The sequence below is a fragment of the Enterobacter cloacae complex sp. P15RS genome (genome assembly GCF_014895905.1).
GTDB lineage: Bacteria > Pseudomonadota > Gammaproteobacteria > Enterobacterales > Enterobacteriaceae > Enterobacter > Enterobacter quasihormaechei.
Map to the genome: position 1 here is coordinate 25,702 of NZ_JADBQL010000002.1, position 15,197 is coordinate 40,898.

At 59.3% G+C, this 15,197-nt stretch carries 16 protein-coding genes; 3 read left to right on the forward strand and 13 right to left on the reverse strand.

Annotated elements, in window-relative coordinates:
* The 3 genes from IM267_RS00815 to IM267_RS00825 are packed head-to-tail and all read right to left on the reverse strand — an operon-like array spanning window position 1 to window position 2,407.
* Window positions 1-1,260 carry an NAD(P)/FAD-dependent oxidoreductase gene (locus tag IM267_RS00815; protein ID WP_193032483.1) on the reverse strand — a complete coding sequence of 420 codons (1,260 nt, stop codon included), beginning with the start codon at window positions 1,258-1,260 and terminating at the stop codon, window positions 1-3.
* On the reverse strand, window positions 1,257-1,976 hold the full coding sequence (locus IM267_RS00820; RefSeq protein WP_193032484.1) for an SDR family NAD(P)-dependent oxidoreductase: 720 nt from the start codon (window positions 1,974-1,976) through the stop codon (window positions 1,257-1,259). The genes IM267_RS00815 and IM267_RS00820 overlap by 4 nt, the downstream gene beginning before the upstream one ends.
* The gene (locus tag IM267_RS00825; protein ID WP_063451410.1) at window positions 1,973-2,407 is read right to left on the reverse strand and encodes a nuclear transport factor 2 family protein; all 435 of its coding nucleotides are present in this window, start codon (window positions 2,405-2,407) and stop codon (window positions 1,973-1,975) included. Before IM267_RS00825 ends, IM267_RS00820 begins: the two co-directional genes overlap by 4 nt.
* A gap of 259 nt (window positions 2,408-2,666) precedes the next feature.
* On the opposite strand from IM267_RS00825, the gene IM267_RS00830 reads away from it, so the two are divergent.
* Window positions 2,667-2,864 carry a hypothetical protein gene (locus IM267_RS00830; protein ID WP_022648035.1) on the forward strand — a complete coding sequence of 66 codons (198 nt, stop codon included), beginning with the start codon at window positions 2,667-2,669 and terminating at the stop codon, window positions 2,862-2,864.
* A 1-nt stretch (window position 2,865) separates the two neighbouring features.
* A complete protein-coding gene (locus tag IM267_RS00835; RefSeq protein ID WP_063866783.1) occupies window positions 2,866-3,618 on the forward strand; it encodes a hypothetical protein in 753 nt (250 codons plus the stop codon).
* A gap of 53 nt (window positions 3,619-3,671) precedes the next feature.
* Here IM267_RS00835 and IM267_RS00840 read toward each other — a convergent pair whose 3' ends face one another.
* Window positions 3,672-5,648 (reverse strand): alkyl/aryl-sulfatase, encoded by a 1,977-nt coding sequence (locus IM267_RS00840; protein ID WP_193032485.1) that lies wholly within the window; start codon window positions 5,646-5,648, stop codon window positions 3,672-3,674.
* 201 nt (window positions 5,649-5,849) lie between these two features.
* Here IM267_RS00840 and IM267_RS00845 point away from each other — a divergent pair, with 201 nt between their 5' ends.
* Window positions 5,850-6,485: a helix-turn-helix domain-containing protein gene (locus tag IM267_RS00845; RefSeq protein ID WP_193032486.1), complete on the forward strand. Its 636-nt coding sequence runs from the start codon at window positions 5,850-5,852 to the stop codon at window positions 6,483-6,485.
* A gap of 40 nt (window positions 6,486-6,525) precedes the next feature.
* Here the strand turns inward: IM267_RS00845 and paaY are convergent, their stop codons facing one another.
* From paaY to paaE, 9 genes are all read right to left on the reverse strand, one after another.
* Window positions 6,526-7,131 (reverse strand): phenylacetic acid degradation protein PaaY, encoded by a 606-nt coding sequence (paaY, locus tag IM267_RS00850; protein WP_193032487.1) that lies wholly within the window; start codon window positions 7,129-7,131, stop codon window positions 6,526-6,528.
* A 9-nt stretch (window positions 7,132-7,140) separates the two neighbouring features.
* Window positions 7,141-8,076: a phenylacetic acid degradation operon negative regulatory protein PaaX gene (gene paaX / locus IM267_RS00855; protein ID WP_193032488.1), complete on the reverse strand. Its 936-nt coding sequence runs from the start codon at window positions 8,074-8,076 to the stop codon at window positions 7,141-7,143.
* 109 nt (window positions 8,077-8,185) lie between these two features.
* Window positions 8,186-9,502, reverse strand: a complete 1,317-nt coding sequence (gene paaK / locus IM267_RS00860) for a phenylacetate--CoA ligase PaaK (RefSeq protein WP_193032489.1) — start codon at window positions 9,500-9,502, stop codon at window positions 8,186-8,188.
* Between the two features lie 26 nt (window positions 9,503-9,528).
* Entirely contained in the window at window positions 9,529-10,734 is a 1,206-nt protein-coding gene (gene pcaF, locus IM267_RS00865; RefSeq protein WP_193032490.1) for a 3-oxoadipyl-CoA thiolase, read from the reverse strand.
* Complete coding sequence (gene paaI, locus IM267_RS00870) at window positions 10,734-11,156, reverse strand: hydroxyphenylacetyl-CoA thioesterase PaaI (protein ID WP_063866790.1); 423 nt, start codon at window positions 11,154-11,156, stop codon at window positions 10,734-10,736. The genes pcaF and paaI overlap by 1 nt, the downstream gene beginning before the upstream one ends.
* Window positions 11,146-12,573, reverse strand: a complete 1,428-nt coding sequence (paaH, locus tag IM267_RS00875; protein ID WP_193032491.1) for a 3-hydroxyacyl-CoA dehydrogenase PaaH — start codon at window positions 12,571-12,573, stop codon at window positions 11,146-11,148. The genes paaI and paaH overlap by 11 nt, the downstream gene beginning before the upstream one ends.
* Before the next feature lies 1 nt (window position 12,574).
* Window positions 12,575-13,363, reverse strand: coding sequence for a 2-(1,2-epoxy-1,2-dihydrophenyl)acetyl-CoA isomerase PaaG (gene paaG, locus IM267_RS00880; protein WP_131637603.1), 789 nt, complete (start codon window positions 13,361-13,363; stop codon window positions 12,575-12,577).
* Window positions 13,363-14,130, reverse strand: coding sequence for a 2,3-dehydroadipyl-CoA hydratase PaaF (gene paaF, locus IM267_RS00885; protein ID WP_193032492.1), 768 nt, complete (start codon window positions 14,128-14,130; stop codon window positions 13,363-13,365). The genes paaG and paaF overlap by 1 nt, the downstream gene beginning before the upstream one ends.
* Window positions 14,127-15,197 carry a 1,2-phenylacetyl-CoA epoxidase subunit PaaE gene (gene paaE, locus IM267_RS00890; RefSeq protein WP_063866793.1) on the reverse strand — a complete coding sequence of 357 codons (1,071 nt, stop codon included), beginning with the start codon at window positions 15,195-15,197 and terminating at the stop codon, window positions 14,127-14,129. Before paaE ends, paaF begins: the two co-directional genes overlap by 4 nt.

Below are 15,197 nucleotides of genomic sequence, written 5' to 3' on the forward strand. Positions count from 1 at the left end.
TCACTTGCCCTCCCCGGCCGCGAGTGCATTCACCACGTCCAGCGCGCTGCGCACGCCATCTTCGTGAAAGCCGTTGTACCAGTACGCGCCGCAGAACCAGCTCCGCTGGCGACCGTTTATCTCGCCGCGCCGGGCCTGGGCATGCCAGCTCTTCGGGTTAAAAAGCGGATGCTCATAGACAAAGCGGCGCAGCACAAAGCGCTCATCCACCGGCGTTTCCGGGTTGAGGGTGACGCAGAACAGCGGACTGCCGTCGGGCAGCCCCTGCAAAATATTCATGTTGTAGGTAACGCAGGCGCTGGCATCATCCTGCTCGCTGAGGCGATAGTTCCAGCTGGCCCAGGCGCGCTTGCGCACCGGCAGCCAGCGCGGATCGCTGTGAAGTATTACCTCGTTACGCTGCCAGCCGATATCCCCCAGCACCTCGCGTTCAGCCTGCGTCGGGCTGGCAAGCATCGCCAGCGCCTGTGCCGAGTGGCAGGCAAAGATCACCTGATCGAAGGTATGCGTAACACCTTCCCGCTCAATGTCGACGCCGCGATCGTGGCGAACAACCTTCTGAACCGGCGCGTTGAGGTGCAGCGTCAGGCGATCGCCAAGCTTGTCCATCAGCGCGCGGATGTACTCCCGGGAGCCGCCCGGCACCACGTACCACTGCGGACGATGGGTGATGTCCAGCAAACCGTGGTTGTCGAAAAAGCGTAAAAAGAGCGGCAGCGGGAACCGTTTCATCTCCTGTAGCGACGATGACCAGATCGCCGCCCCCATCGGCAGGATGTAGTGACGGGCAAAAAAAGGCGTGAAGCGGTGCTGGCGCAGGAACGTCTCCAGCGTGGCGGACTCGCTAACGTCGCCCTCGAGCGTCTGTTTCGCCAGCCGGTTAAAGCGCACGATCTCCTTCAGCAGCGTCCAGAAGCCGGGGTTCAGCAGGTTACGACGCTGGGCGAACAGCGACGTCAGGGTATGCCCGTTGTACTCCAGCCCGCTCTGCGGGTTGTGCACCGAAAAGCTCATCTGCGTTTTTTGCCCGCTGATGCCCAGCTCGCTGAGCAGCCCCATAAAGCGCGGATAGGTGCGGTCGTTATAGACGATAAAACCGGTGTCGATGGCATACGTTCCCTGCGGGGTGTCAACATCTACCGTTGCGGTATGGCCGCCCGGCGTAGCCTGCGCTTCAAAAAGCGTGACCTGATGATGTCCGGCGAGCCGCCAGGCACAGGTTAATCCGGCGATGCCGCTACCGATAATTGCAATCTTCATGGCCGCACCATCCTGCGCAGCAGTGCGCGCTGAAGTACGTTGGGCAGGCCGGAAAGCAGGCGCAGCGCCAGGCTGAACCCGGCGGGAAACGCGATAGTATCTTTCCCTTTTGCCAGACCGCGACGAATAGCGCTGACGGCCTGCTCCACGCTAACCCGGCCCGGCATCGGAAAATCGTTTTTGCGGGTCAGCGGCGTGTCGACAAAACCGGGTGAAACGACCGTGACGGCAATCCCTTTCGGCTCCCAGTCGAGGCGCAGCGTGTCGGCAAACCAGCTTAACGCCGCCTTGGAGGCGCCATACGCTTCGGCCCGGGGGAAGTGAAGCCAGTGCGCCATTGAACTGACCAGCACCACGCGGTTGCCGGATACCAGCTGCGGCTGCAACGCGGCAAGGCAGTTTACCGGGCCCATGAAGTTTGTGGTCATCACCCGCTCCACCAGCGCGGCATCCACCTCGCCGCGATCGAGATACTCGCAGGTTCCGGCGCAGAGGATCACCGTATCGGCAGCACAGTCCGCCAGCGCCTGGCGACAGGCGTCCCTGTCCGTCATATCGAACAGGCGCACCGCAATATTGGGGCTGTACTGATGCAGGTCCGCCAGGCGTTGCGCATCGCGCCCGCAGGCAATCACCCGGTAGCCGTCGTCGGCGAAAGATGTCGCCAGCCCTGCCCCTATTCCCGAGCTTGCGCCGGTAATCAGAACCGTTTTCATGATTTCACTCTCCGCTTAACGCCGCGTACGGCCCAGCCGAGCACCGGAAGGTGTTCATAAATCATCTCTCCGGCATCGTAGTAATCGCGCTGGCGAACAATGCGATCGTCGCACATGTCTACCACGGAGCAGCCCGGCAGTTGCCGCATTGCCCCCCGGGCGATACGCGGGTGCGACCAGTGCATAATCCAGGTGACAACAAAGCGCTCGCCCTGCTGCAACGGTGCATCGACGGTAAAGCGACAGTGCTGAACGTTAGCCAGCAGATGGGTGAAATAGCGCTGAAGCGCGAACAGCCCGCTGTGTTCGCCAAAGGGATCGATAAGCGTGGCATCGGCGCGATAAATCTCCGCCAGCGCCGAGGGTGGCTGGGTATCCAGCGTGGTGTAGTAATCAACGAACCGACTGATGACGGACGGCAACGTGCTCATAGGTCACATCCTGGCTGTAAACAACGTAGCGAAATCGCATAATTAAAACTTACACAATTGTCGTTATTTGTCCAAGTTCAGGAGAATATATTTTTTATTGTCGCTTATTTTCAACAGGTTAAATGCAGCCCGCGCAGCGCCTTTTTTTTGATAAAAGTTAGACTCAATCACGGCAGCCCGCTTTTTTAGGGATAACCTTAAGGCAAAAGTGCCATTTATCTTCCAGACTTATCCTTTTAATTCATAAGGATGTCACGCGATGAAAAATTTACTGATGGCGCTCTTTTCCAGCCCGGAATCTTTGTTGCAGGTCATGAGTCACCAGGAAATTATCGAAGCCGTAGAGGATGGCGACCGCATTATTATCGACCAGGATGGAAACGCCTCGGTTAACTACAAAAGCAACGAGGTACGGCAGGACTTTCTGCGCCATGTCAACGCGCTAAAGAGGGCCTGAGATGGGAACGGCAATATTTATGGTATTGATGGTATGCGGATACTGGTACACCAGCCGCGACCTGTCAACGCGATTCAAAATTAAGCGTTCATTCGGCTGGGACGTCTATTTTCTCGTGGCGCTGTATGGCTGTATTTTCGTCCTTCAGGGGGTAATCGCCACCGGCCTGCTGTGGCTGCTGTTGTTCGCCCTTTCCGCCGCCGATAACACTTTCCATTTCACGTCTGCGAAATATGCCGACTGGCAAATTGATTTTATGAACTGGAGCTTCCTGGGTATTCAGGCCCCGGTAGTGGTAATGCTGGCCTTTGCGATCCTGTTCTGTCTCTACCGCTCGAACTGGGCCGGCAGCGCGCGGCTCGACGGCGAAGGCCGGAAAAAATTGTACAAGCGGCTGGCGCAGTCGAGCGGTATCGAACAGCTGCTCTATCAGTGCATGGAAGAAGGCGAGCTGGCGCACGTCACGCTGAAATCGCGGCGGATTTATATTGGCATGATCCATACCGCCACGCTGGAGTATGAAAAAACCGCCAATATTGTGCTTATTCCGATGCTGAGCGGCTATCGTGACGGGAAAAACATGCAGCTGTGCATTGAACACAACTACAGCAAATGGTACGCCGAGCATGAGGTTACGCTCGACTCAGAGCCAAAAAGCGCCATGGATTTCCGTAAGGTGATCATGCTGGACCAGATTGAGAGTATTTCGCTATTCGACCCCGCAAGCGCGAGCGCGCTGGCGATGCGTGAATAAAAAAATGGCGCCTTATTTCTAAGGCGCCAGGATTAAGAGGATGAAACCTAAACTTACGGCGTTACGATATTGAACCAGAAGTCAAACGTATCCATGTAGCTCAGCATCTCTTCCAGCTTCGCCCCGTCTCCGCTCACCTTCACGTCACCCTTGTCCACTGCCTGCTTCAGCGTCTCTTTCTTCAGGATGATGTCGTTAAGTGTGGTACGGTCAAGCGCGATGGTCGCGTCGGCATCCTTCGCCTGCGCGTTGGCGGTATGGTTCAGCACGCCGTTTTCCAGCTCCAGCTTGTATTTGCCGCCATCCATACCGAGATCGACGTTAAACACCGCTTTGGCGTTACCGGCACGCACCCCGTTGATGTGCACACCCAGGTAATCGAAGAACATTTCTGGCGTCATCGCACGCACGGTATCCGGGCTGGCGGTGTTCGGCGTCGGCAGCTTTTTCACGCCATTTCGCAGCTCCTGCGCGCCGGTCAGATAGAAGTTACGCCAGGTGCCTGCTTCCGCCTGATAACCTAACTGCTCCAGCGCATCGGCCTCCAGATTACGTGCCGCCTGGTTGTTAGGATCGGCAAAGACCACTTTGCTCACCACCTGGGCAACCCAGCGGTAATTGCCCTGCTGATAATCCGCTTTGGCTTTCTGCATAATGGCATCAGCGCCGCCCATGTACTGCACGAACTTCTTCGCTGCCTGTTCAGGCGGCAGCTCGTCGAGGGTTGCCGGGTTGCCGTCGAACCAGCCGAGATAAAACACGTAGGTGGCTTTGACGTCGTGGCTAACGGAGCCGTAGTAACCGCGGCTCGCCCACTGCTTCTCCAGCGATTCCGGCAGCTTAAATTCTGCGGCAATTTCATCGCGGGTCAGGCCCTTGTTGGCCATACGCAGGGTCTGATCGTTGATGTAGCGGTACATATCGCGCTGGCCTTTCATCAGCTTGACGATATTCTCGTTACCCCAGGTCGGCCAGTGGTGCTGCGCAATAATCACTTCCGCGTCCGCGCCCCAGCGCTCAATGGCGGCGTTGATGTACTTAGACCAGGCCAGCGGATCGCGAATTTTCGCGCCGCGCAGGGAGTAGGTGTTGTGCAGAGTGTGGGTCACGTCCTCTGCGGCCTCGATCATTTTCTTCTCTTTGACGTACCACAGCATCTCCGACGGGGCTTCCGAACCCGGCGCCATCATAAAGTCGTAGGTCAATCCGTCGATCACTTCTTCCTGACCGGTATGGGTGATGTAGTTGGTCGGGGGGATGAGGGTGACGGTACCCGCAGAGGTGGTGGTGCCAAGGCCCGCACCCACCTGGCCTTTTGCGTCCGGCTTCAGCAGGTTGCCGTACATATAGCTGGCACGGCGGCTCATCGCGTTTCCGGCCATAATATTTTCCGAAACCGCCTCTTTCATAAAGCCATCCGGCGCGTAGATTTTTACTTTGCCTGACTTCACGTCGGCTTCGTCAACCACGCCGCGCAGGCCGCCGTAGTGGTCAACGTGGCTATGGGTGATCACCACCGCCACCACCGGCTTCTTGCCGCGGTTTGCATAGTAGAGATCCAACGCTTCTTTCGCCGGTTCAGCGCTTAGTAGCGGGTCGATAACGGTAATGCCCTTCTCGCCCTCAATGATGGTCATGTTGGAGAGATCGAGATTACGGATCTGATACACGCCGTCGGTGACCTTAAACAGTCCGCCAATGTTGATCAGCTGTGACTGGCGCCACAGGCTCGGGTTCACCGTATCCGGGGCTTTTTCACCCTCTTTCACGAAGTCATACTTCGCCGGGTTCCAGATAACGTTTCCTTGCTCGCCTTTGATCATGTTCTGCGGCAACGGAGCGATAAAGCCCTTATGGGCGTTCTCAAAGTCGGTTTTATCGGCAAAGGGCAGTTTATTATACAGGGCGTTATTAGCCTGCTGGGTTGTGGGTGTGGCATCCTGCGGCTGCACTTCAGCCCATGCAGAAAGCGAAAGCGATGTTAACACACCGGCCAGCGCCAGTTGCTTAGCGATTATCGTTAATTTCATTAAATGGCCTCATAGATTAATTGCGCCGCCCGGATATTTACTGCTGGCGGATAATTTAATGCGAACTCATTGAGGACCATTCTAAACAGAATACTTTCCCATCATAGTCCCATATGGGACTGGTATGAGGTTGTCTCGTCATCAGGACGCGACTCCTGCTATACTCGATTCGACGACAGACGTTGCGGGACGAGGCCTAGCGTGAATTTTCGGGACATCCATACCTATTATCAGCAGCTTAATATTGGGCGCCTTTTTCCACAAATCCTGTCTTCAGGAGAAGCGCTAACCGTTGCCGCAAATAAAAAGTTAGCCGTCGAGCCAGGCTATATTTATTTCTGTACCGAAGGTTCTCTGACGATATTAATGCCTGAAGATGGGTTGAATATTGGCAATACCATTGAATATATGCCCATCGGGCTAATGGAACGCTATTGCCCGCTAGCGAAATTTGAATATCGCAGCAGTGCGAAGGTTAAACTGGTAAAAATTCCCTACGCCGATTTCGACCAGCTATTTTTGCACGGCGGGCCAGAATGCGTACAGGCGCTGGCCACTATTCTGACCTTCATGTCGATTTTTACTATCGATCTGCACAACGAGCGCGGACAGGTCACGAGCTACCAGACCATCAAACACATGCTGTACCGCTATCTCTATCGGCAGGAAACCCACACGGGCGAAAATGAAGGCCTGGCGCTGTTTATCATCAAGCGCACCAACCTGTCGCGAACGCATGTTTTTCGCGTGCTGGCAGATCTTAAAGTCGGGGGGTATATCACCGTGAAGCGCGGAAAGCTGGTGTCGATTGACCGGCCGTTGCCGGAAGCGTATTAAGCTCGGCCTCACGGATTTAAAAGACGCGCACAACCGGCGATTAATCATCCCGACCAGCCGATTTTGGCCGCAAATTCTCATCGAAAACCAGCCGCTTGCGTCCGGGCTCTTCTTCGCGCAGCGGCTCCACCTGATGCAGCGTCTGCTTACAGCGGTCCACCAGCACCTGATACTCCCGCGTGCCCTGCATTTTCCACTCGATTTCCTGCGCGCTCAGCTCACGAATCGCTTTTGCCGGACTGCCAAGGATCAAATGATTCGCCGGCATCTCCGCTTTCGCCTTCACAAACGCCGCCGCCCCAACGATGCTGTTTTCGCCGATCGTCGCCCCGTCCATCACCACCGCATTCATCCCCACCAGCGCATTACGGCGGATGACGCAGCCATGAAGGATTGCGCTGTGGCCGATATGCCCGTCCTCTTCCACCACGGTGTCCTGCTCCGGAAAACCGTGCATCACGCAGTTATCCTGAATGTTCGCGCCGTCTTTCACCACGATTCGGCCAAAATCACCGCGCAGGCTGGCGTTGGGACCCACGTAAACGCCTTTCCCGAGGATCACGTCGCCAATCAGCACCGCCGTCGGGTGAACATAGCTCTCTTCAGGCACGACCGGCGTCAGACCATCAATTTGATAAACAGGCATACCCTCTCCTTATGTGATATTCAGACCACCAAAGCGCTGATGATAAAGCGTGCCGGGCGCGGGCAGCTCGCCCACGGAGGTCTCGCCCTTCTCGCTGACAAACGCCAGGGCGCCCGACGCCACGCGCTGGTAGATGTTAATGCACAGCTGCCGCGCGCTCTGTCCCGCCCAGTGCGCAGGGAGTAACTCCTCCGGCAACAGCGGATCTTTCAGCACCACGCGACGATAAAAATGAATGAGTAACAGCTGGATCTGGAAGCAGCGCTCCGGGGTTAACTCCTCCGGCGACGCCTCCTTCAGAAGCGGAAGCAGTGGACGAAACGAATGGATAAACGTTTCGTACATCGCGTTTTGTTCAGTCAGCTGCCAGCACTCTTCCACGCGGGCTCGTAACGCCGCGCGTGATAAGGCCAGCGGTGAATGGGCCTCAAAGAAGATGACGTTTTCCGCTACGCCCGCGTCATGCAGCAGAGACTGCACATCCGCCAGGTTCTGCGACGGCGAGGCCATCAGGCTCGGTGCCAGCGTGCCAAACCCTTGCCAGATAAGCTGTTTTTTTACATCCGCGAGCGTGGTTTTATCCAGCCCCTCGGAGAGCAGCAGCAGCCATTTACCGTCCCAGGCCGGCAATTCCGCACGGTAGATTTTATTTTCCGCGCGACGGGTCAAACGCAGACCCTTGTCGCTGAGACGGTAAAAGCTGCGGCGCCCAATACGGGACACGTCCAGCCAGCCCTCTTTGTTGAGGCGAAACAGCGCGGTGCGCACAAAGCGTTCGCCAAATCCCATCCCTTCCAGCAGGGCCGCCAGGCTGCCGAGCCAGATCTCTCCGCCACGATGGGAAAGCGCGTCGCCATACAGCGAGGAGATAAGCGACGTTCCGCTCACCGGAACCGAGCTGACCGCGTGCTGGATAAAAGCGTCAAGTTTATTCATGTGATTCATTCTGTTGTTATTTTTTTCCTGGATGAATCATAGCACAGGAATTTAGGTTTCCCCCTCACCCCAGCCCTCTCCCTCAAGGGAGAGGGGGCCGTCATGTTGTGAGGTTCCTTCACCCGTTAGCCGCGACCTTACGCAGATCAAACACCCGACAGGCTTTGCCTTCGGAACGCGGAATACTGCCGCAGTTCACGATCGTCACGTCCGTTGAGATCCCCACCATCGATTTAATACGGTGCCGCAGCTGGTGGCAGACCTGACAGCGCTGTTCATGCGTCAGCGTTAAGCTGCTCTGTTTTAGTTCAACCTTCACCGAAAGTGAATCAAGATGTCCACGACGGTTGACCTCCAGCTGATAGTGCGGCGAAAGGTGTTCGAACTTGACGATCTCCTCTTCCAGCTGTGACGGGAAGACGTTCACGCCGCGAATGATCAGCATGTCGTCACTGCGCCCGCTGATGCGATCCATCCGGCGCATGGTGCGCGCGGTGCCCGGCAGCAGGCGCGTCAGGTCGCGGGTGCGGTAGCGGATCACCGGCAGCGCCTCTTTGGTCAGGGTGGTGAACAGCAGTTCGCCCTGCTTCCCGTCGGCCAGCGGCGTGCCGTCATTGGGGTTAACGATTTCCGGGAAGAAATGATCTTCCCAGATGGTCGGGCCGTCCGCGGTTTCCAGACACTCCATCGCCACGCCCGGCCCCATCACTTCCGAAAGACCATAGATATCCAGCGCGGTAATGCCCAGCCGTTTTTCAATTTCGCCGCGCATCGCCTGCGTCCACGGCTCGGCGCCGAAGACGCCCACGCGCAGGGAACAGGCGCTGGCGTCACCGCCCATCTGACGCTCCAGCTCTTCGATAAGGTTCAGGCAGTAAGAGGGCGTCACCATGATCATATCCGGCTGAAAATCGCGGATCAGCTGCGCCTGCTTCTCCGTCTGGCCGCCGGACATCGGGATCACCGTCGCCCCCAGACGCTCGGCACCGTAGTGCGCGCCCAGCCCGCCGGTGAACAGCCCGTAGCCATAGGCCACGTGAATTTTATCCTTCGCGCTGCCCCCGGCGGCGCGCAGGGAACGGGCGACGATATTGGCCCAGTTGTCGATATCATTTTGGGTATATCCCACCACGGTCGGCTTCCCGGTGGTGCCCGACGAGGCGTGGATACGCACCACCTGCTCCATCGGCACCGCAAAGGTATCGAACGGGTAGTTGTCGCGCAGATCCTGCTTGGTGGTGCACGGGAATTTTTGCAGGTCCGCCAGCTCGTTAAAATCGTCAGGGTGAACGCCCGCGGCGTCAAACTTGCGTTTGTACATCGGAACGTTGTGATAGGCGTGGTTCAGCGTCCACTTCAGGCGCGCGGTCTGCAACGCCTGTAATTCATCAACGGACGCGGTTTCGATCGGATCAAGCTTTGTTGTATTTATCATCGCAGGGTACTCACATTATTGTTCGCTCAAACACGCTCAAGGATCATGGCAATGCCCTGACCCACACCGATGCACATCGTACACAGCGCGTAGCGCCCGCCGCGTCGGTGCAATTCATTGCTTGCCGCCAGCGCCAGTCTGGCACCGCTCATGCCCAGCGGATGACCTAGCGCGATCGCCCCACCGTTCGGGTTAACGTGCCCGGCGTCATCCGGCAAACCCAGCTGGCGCAGCACGCCCAGTGCCTGGGCGGCGAAGGCTTCGTTCAACTCAATGACGTCCATATCGGTGATGCTCAGCCCGGCACGCTCCAGCACCTTGCGGGTGGCGGGCACCGGGCCTAACCCCATCAGACGCGGCTCGACGCCCGCGGTCGCCATTGCCACAATGCGCGTGCGCGGCGTTAACCCCTGGGCATGCGCCATCGGCTCGCTGGCGATAATCAGCGCCGCCGCGCCGTCGTTCACGCCGGAGGCGTTCCCCGCCGTCACCACCCCGTTCTTACGGAACGGGGTTTTCAGCGCGGCAAGCTGTTCAAGGGTGGTTTCGGCGCGGGGATGTTCATCCACGCTCACTTCCGTCACCGCTCCTTTTTTCCCCGCCACCTGTACCGGAATAATTTCCTGCGCCAGAACGCCGTTCTGCTGCGCCCGCGCGGTGCGCTGCTGGCTGCGCAGGGCAAACGCGTCCTGATCGGTACGGCTGATATTTAACAACTCCGCTACATTCTCTGCCGTTTCGGGCATACTGTCAGTTCCGTATTGCTGATGCATGAGCGGATTCACAAATCGCCAGCCGATGGTGGTATCGAAGATCTCCGCCTGACGCTGAAACGCAGCGGTGGCTTTGCCCATCACGAACGGCGCGCGGGACATCGACTCCACGCCACCGGCGATCAGCAGATCGCCGTCGCCCGCCTTAATGGCGCGTGCGGCAAAACCAATCGCGTCCAGCCCCGACCCACACAGGCGGTTAATGGTGGTGGCGGACACCGTCTGCGGCAGCCCGGCCAGCAACGCCGACATTCTTGCCACGTTGCGGTTATCCTCCCCGGCCTGATTTGCGCAGCCGAAGATCACGTCATCAATGCGCTCCAGATCGAGCTGCGGATAACGCGCCAGCAGCGCGCGCAGCGGCACGGCCCCTAAGTCATCGGCGCGCACGCTGGACAACCCTCCGCCGTAACGGCCGACCGGGGTACGCACCCCCTCACAAATAAATGCGTCACGCATCAGGCTTCTCCTGTCACACTGCCGCCGGTGCGGTGGGATTTCCCGCGAAAAAGCGCGACGGTTTTCTGGTGTTGGTTCTGAATTTCAATGTCGTATACGCCGGTCAGCTTGCCCTGATGCTTCACCCGCGCGGTGGCGGTCAGCTTGTCTCCGGCAAAGCCCGGTCGCAGAAAGTCGATGGCGCAGCCTGAGGCTACCGCCGCCAGCCCCTGACTGTTGCAGGCGTAGGCAAAGGCAGTGTCGGCCAGCGAGAACAGCTGTCCGCCGTGGCAGGTTTTATGCCCGTTAAGCATTTGCGGGGTGATGGTCATGGTCACCACCGCATAGCCCTCGTCCATGTCGATGATATCCATCCCCATCGCCTGCGCGCAGGCGTCTTGTTCGTACATCGCGCGGGCGTTATGCCAGGCGTTATGACTCATAGCTACTCTCCAGAAGCGCACGCTGGCGCAGCAGTGAACAGGGGCGATAGCGTTCCTCGCCGTAGTGACGTTGCAGGTTCTCCAGCAGCGTTAACAGACGCTGCCAGCCAAGGCGCTCGCCCCAGGCGATGGGGCCGCAGGGATAGTTGACCCCTAAGCGCATGGCGGTATCGATGTCTTGCTCGCTGGCGACCCCTTTTTGCAGGGCGTCCAGCGCTTCGTTGGCAATCATCGCCACCGTGCGCCAGACCAGCAGGCCGGGGTAATCCGCAATCTGTAACACCCGCTTCTCCTGATGCTGCAACCAGTAAATGGCCTTCTGCGTGGCGGAGCGCGGGTTGCCGGGCGCGGCGGCAATCACAGCCACATCCCGCTCGATACGATCAACTACCACCACCGGGCAGCCGTGGCGCAGCGCCAGCGCCTGTGCGGTTTCACCCTGCGTTTCAATCAGCAGCAGTTCGTCAATTTCCGTGACACCGTCACTTCTTCGCTGTACGCGCATCGGGCTGAAGCTGTCGCTGACCGGGTCGAGCCAGCTGACGGCGGGTTTTTCCTCCTGCCAGCGGTAAACGCCCTGCCCGCTTTTTTTGCCCAGACGCCCTGCCAGCACCAGCTCCTGCTGCATCAGCGACGGCAGAAAACGGCGCTCCTGCCAGAAGGCGTTAAACACGGAGCAGGTCACGGCAAAGTTGACGTCCTGACCGATCAGGTCCGTCAGCTCAAGCGGCCCCATCGGGAAGCCGCCGCCGTCTCGCAGGGCGGCGTCGATCGCCTCGGGCGTTGCCACCTGCTCTTCCAGCGCGCGCCAGGCTTCCGAATAGAACGGACGCGCCACGCGGTTGACGATAAACCCCGGCGTGGACTGACAGCGTACCGGCTGCTTTCCCCAGCTCAGCGCCAGCTCGCACAGCGCATCGGCCACTTCGGACGAGGTGGCCAGCCCGCTGACCACCTCCACCAGCTTCATCACCGGCGCGGGATTGAAGAAGTGCAGCCCGGCGACGCGTTCAGGGTGGCTAATCTCCGCCGCAATCGCGGTAACGGAAATGGACGAGGTGTTGCTGGCGAGCAGCGTCTGCGGCGGACAGACCTCTGCCAACTGGCTAAACAGGGCTTTTTTCACCTCAAGCCGTTCGGAGGCTGCCTCGATCACCAGATCGGCTTTCGCCAGGGCATTGATAGTCGTCACCGGCGTCAGGCGGGACAGGATCTGCTCCGCGGCGTCGGCAGAAAGTTTTCCGCGCGAAACGCGAGAGGTCAGGCGCTGGCGAATGCCGTCAACGGCGCGGGAAATCACCGCTGCGTCAATGTCGTACACCAGCACCGGATGACCGTGGCTGGCCGCCACTTCGGCAATGCCGGCACCCATGGTGCCGCTGCCGATCACGGCGATCGTATGAAGGTTGGTCGCCATCTTATTTCCCCGTAAAGTTCGGCGTGCGTTTTGCCAGAAACGCGCTGACGCCTTCCCGGTAGTCGTCGCTGCGTCCGGCCAGACGTTGGTAGTCGCGCTCCAGATCGAGCTGGGCATCAAGGGTGTTGGTTTCGGCGGCGTTAATCGCCTGCTTGATCAGGCCCAGGCCAAAAGTAGGCTGAGAGGCAAAATGCAGCGCCATCTGCCGGGCGGTGTCAGAGAGCTGCTCATCGTCCACCACCTGCCAGATCATCCCCCAGGCCTGCGCCTGTTCGGCGCTGAGCTTATCGCCCAGCAGCGCCAGCCCCATGGCGCGGGCGCGTCCGGCCACGCGCGGCAGCAGCCAGGTGCCGCCACAGTCCGGCACCAGTCCGAGCTTGCTGAAAGCCATCACAAAATTGGCAGAACGGGCGGCAATCACCATGTCACAGCCGAGGGCCAGCGTGGCACCCGCTCCCGCCGCCACGCCGTTAACCGCGCAGATCACCGGCTTCGGCAGCTTCGCCAGGCGGCGCACCAGCGGGTTGTAAAAGGTCTCAACGGACATGCCCAGATCCGGCGCGGGACCGTTGGGATCCACGTTACGATCGTTAAGGTCCTGCCCGGCGCAGAAACCGCGCCCCGCCCCGGTGATCAGCAGACAACGGATGGCGTCATCGCGCTCGGCCTGCTTCAGGCATTCGGAAAGCTGCTGGTGCATGACATCGTTAAAGCTGTTCAGGCGATCCGGGCGGTTCAGCGTAATGGTCATTACGCCCTGCTCAACATGGCTCAGAATACATTCCACAATTAGCGTCCTTTGAAGTCTGGGGTGCGTTTTTGTAAGAAGGCGTCGATACCTTCCCGGCGATCGTCGGTGGCCGCGAGCAGCGTAAACAGCTGACGCTCCTGCGCCAGCCCGGCCTGGAGCGGGACTTCCTGCGACTGGCGTAGCGCCTGCTTCGCCGCCTGTAGCGCCAGCGGCGAGTGGCTCGCCATCCGTGCCGCCAGCTTCAGGGCGTACTCCAGCGTCAGCGAGGCCGGGAAGACGTCGCTGACCAGCCCGGCCCTGTGCGCCTGAACCGCCGTGAGGCTTTCACCCGTCAGCACCATTTTGCAGGCCAGGGATTTACCCACGCTGCGGATCAGCCGCTGGGTGCCGCCTGCGCCCGGCATGATCCCGAGGGTGATTTCCGGGAGGCCAAAACGGGCGTTATCGCCGGCAATCACCACGTCGCAGAGCAGCGCCAGCTCGCAGCCGGCGCCCAATGCGTAGCCATTCACGGCGGCGATCAGCGGTTTATTGAAGGCGTCTATCCGCGCCCACAGCCGGGAGCGGATATCGTTCAGGGTGGCGGACAGATCTTTCTCCGCCATTTCGTTCAGATCGGCCCCGGCGGCAAAGCAGCGTTCATTGCCAGAAATCACGCAGACGGCGATTTCAGCATCCGCTGCGGCGGCCTCAAGCTGTTCGGCAAGCTGCATCAGCAGCGCATTGTTGAGCGCGTTGCGCGCCGCCGGACGGTTTAGCGTTAGCTGCAACACGCGGCCATGACGGGTGACAATCAGTTCGCTCATGCCATCCCCTTCGCATCAAAATCGACGATGACGTCGGCGGTTAACGGTAGCGCCTGACAGCTCAGCACATAGCCCGCAGCCAGCTCGTCCGGCTCCAGGCTGTAGTTGGTCGCCATATCGACTTTTCCGCGCAGCACTTTGCATTTGCAGGTGGCGCATACGCCGCCCTTGCAGGCATACGGCAGATCCGCGCCCTGACGCAGGGCGGCGTCCAGAATGCTCTCATCGTCCGCCGTCAGGGTGATTTCCCTGTCGCGTCCGTCCTGACGGACGGTGACCTTCTGCCCCTCGGCCTGCACGCTGTGCGTTCGTTTCACGGTAGTGCCCGGCGTGTTAAACCGCTCAAGATGGATCGCTTTTTCCGGCATGCCGAGCGCTTTCAGCGCCGCCTCTGCCTCGTCCATCATCGCCGACGGGCCGCAGATAAAGGCTTCGTCGTACTGGCGGAAATTGATCAGCGTTTTTGCCAGCGCCTGGAGCTTTTCGCCGTCAATGCGGCCATGAAGCAGATCGCTGTCGAGCGTCTCCTGGCTGAAGATGGAGACCAGCTGCAAGCGCTGCGGATATTTGTCCTTCAGGTCTGCCAGCGCCCGACGGAACATCATGCTCTGGCTGCTGCGGTTGCCGTAAATCAGGGTGAAGTGGCTGTGCGGTTCCGTGGCCAGCGTAGCGGATAAAATGGCCAGCATCGGGGTGATCCCGGACCCGGCGGCTATTGCCAGATAGTGGCCTTCGCGTTCAGCCTGCGGCTGGTAGCCGAACTGCCCCTGGGGCACCATCACCTCTAAAGCCATGCCCTGCTTAATCTCGTCCCGGGCGTAGCGGGAGAAGCGCCCGCCGTCGATGGCTTTGACCGCTACGCTGATCTCCCCCGGTGCGGTGCTCCGGCAGATGGAGTAGCAGCGGCGCAGTTCGTCACCGCCAAGCCTGGCTTTCAGGGTCAGATGCTGACCGGGGCGGAAGCGGTACGCCTCCTGCAACGCCTGCGGCACCGCGAAGGTAATGGTCACCGCGTCGCGGGTTTCAGGTTCTACTTTTGCCACTGTTAATGAATGAAACGTTGTCAT

What these genes read in the sequence shown, in the direction of transcription:
- IM267_RS00815 (WP_193032483.1), bottom strand. Translation starts at nt 1,260, where the DNA reads ATGAAGATTGCAATTATCGGTAGCGGCATCGCCGGATTAACCTGTGCC.
- IM267_RS00820 (WP_193032484.1), bottom strand. Translation starts at nt 1,976, where the DNA reads ATGAAAACGGTTCTGATTACCGGCGCAAGCTCGGGAATAGGGGCAGGG.
- IM267_RS00825 (WP_063451410.1), bottom strand. Translation starts at nt 2,407, where the DNA reads ATGAGCACGTTGCCGTCCGTCATCAGTCGGTTCGTTGATTACTACACC.
- IM267_RS00830 (WP_022648035.1), top strand. Translation starts at nt 2,667, where the DNA reads ATGAAAAATTTACTGATGGCGCTCTTTTCCAGCCCGGAATCTTTGTTG.
- IM267_RS00835 (WP_063866783.1), top strand. Translation starts at nt 2,866, where the DNA reads ATGGGAACGGCAATATTTATGGTATTGATGGTATGCGGATACTGGTAC.
- IM267_RS00840 (WP_193032485.1), bottom strand. Translation starts at nt 5,648, where the DNA reads ATGAAATTAACGATAATCGCTAAGCAACTGGCGCTGGCCGGTGTGTTA.
- paaY (WP_193032487.1), bottom strand. Translation starts at nt 7,131, where the DNA reads ATGCCTGTTTATCAAATTGATGGTCTGACGCCGGTCGTGCCTGAAGAG.
- paaX (WP_193032488.1), bottom strand. Translation starts at nt 8,076, where the DNA reads ATGAATCACATGAATAAACTTGACGCTTTTATCCAGCACGCGGTCAGC.
- paaK (WP_193032489.1), bottom strand. Translation starts at nt 9,502, where the DNA reads ATGATAAATACAACAAAGCTTGATCCGATCGAAACCGCGTCCGTTGAT.
- pcaF (WP_193032490.1), bottom strand. Translation starts at nt 10,734, where the DNA reads ATGCGTGACGCATTTATTTGTGAGGGGGTGCGTACCCCGGTCGGCCGT.
- paaI (WP_063866790.1), bottom strand. Translation starts at nt 11,156, where the DNA reads ATGAGTCATAACGCCTGGCATAACGCCCGCGCGATGTACGAACAAGAC.
- paaH (WP_193032491.1), bottom strand. Translation starts at nt 12,573, where the DNA reads ATGGCGACCAACCTTCATACGATCGCCGTGATCGGCAGCGGCACCATG.
- paaF (WP_193032492.1), bottom strand. Translation starts at nt 14,130, where the DNA reads ATGAGCGAACTGATTGTCACCCGTCATGGCCGCGTGTTGCAGCTAACG.
- paaE (WP_063866793.1), bottom strand. Translation starts at nt 15,197, where the DNA reads ATGACAACGTTTCATTCATTAACAGTGGCAAAAGTAGAACCTGAAACC.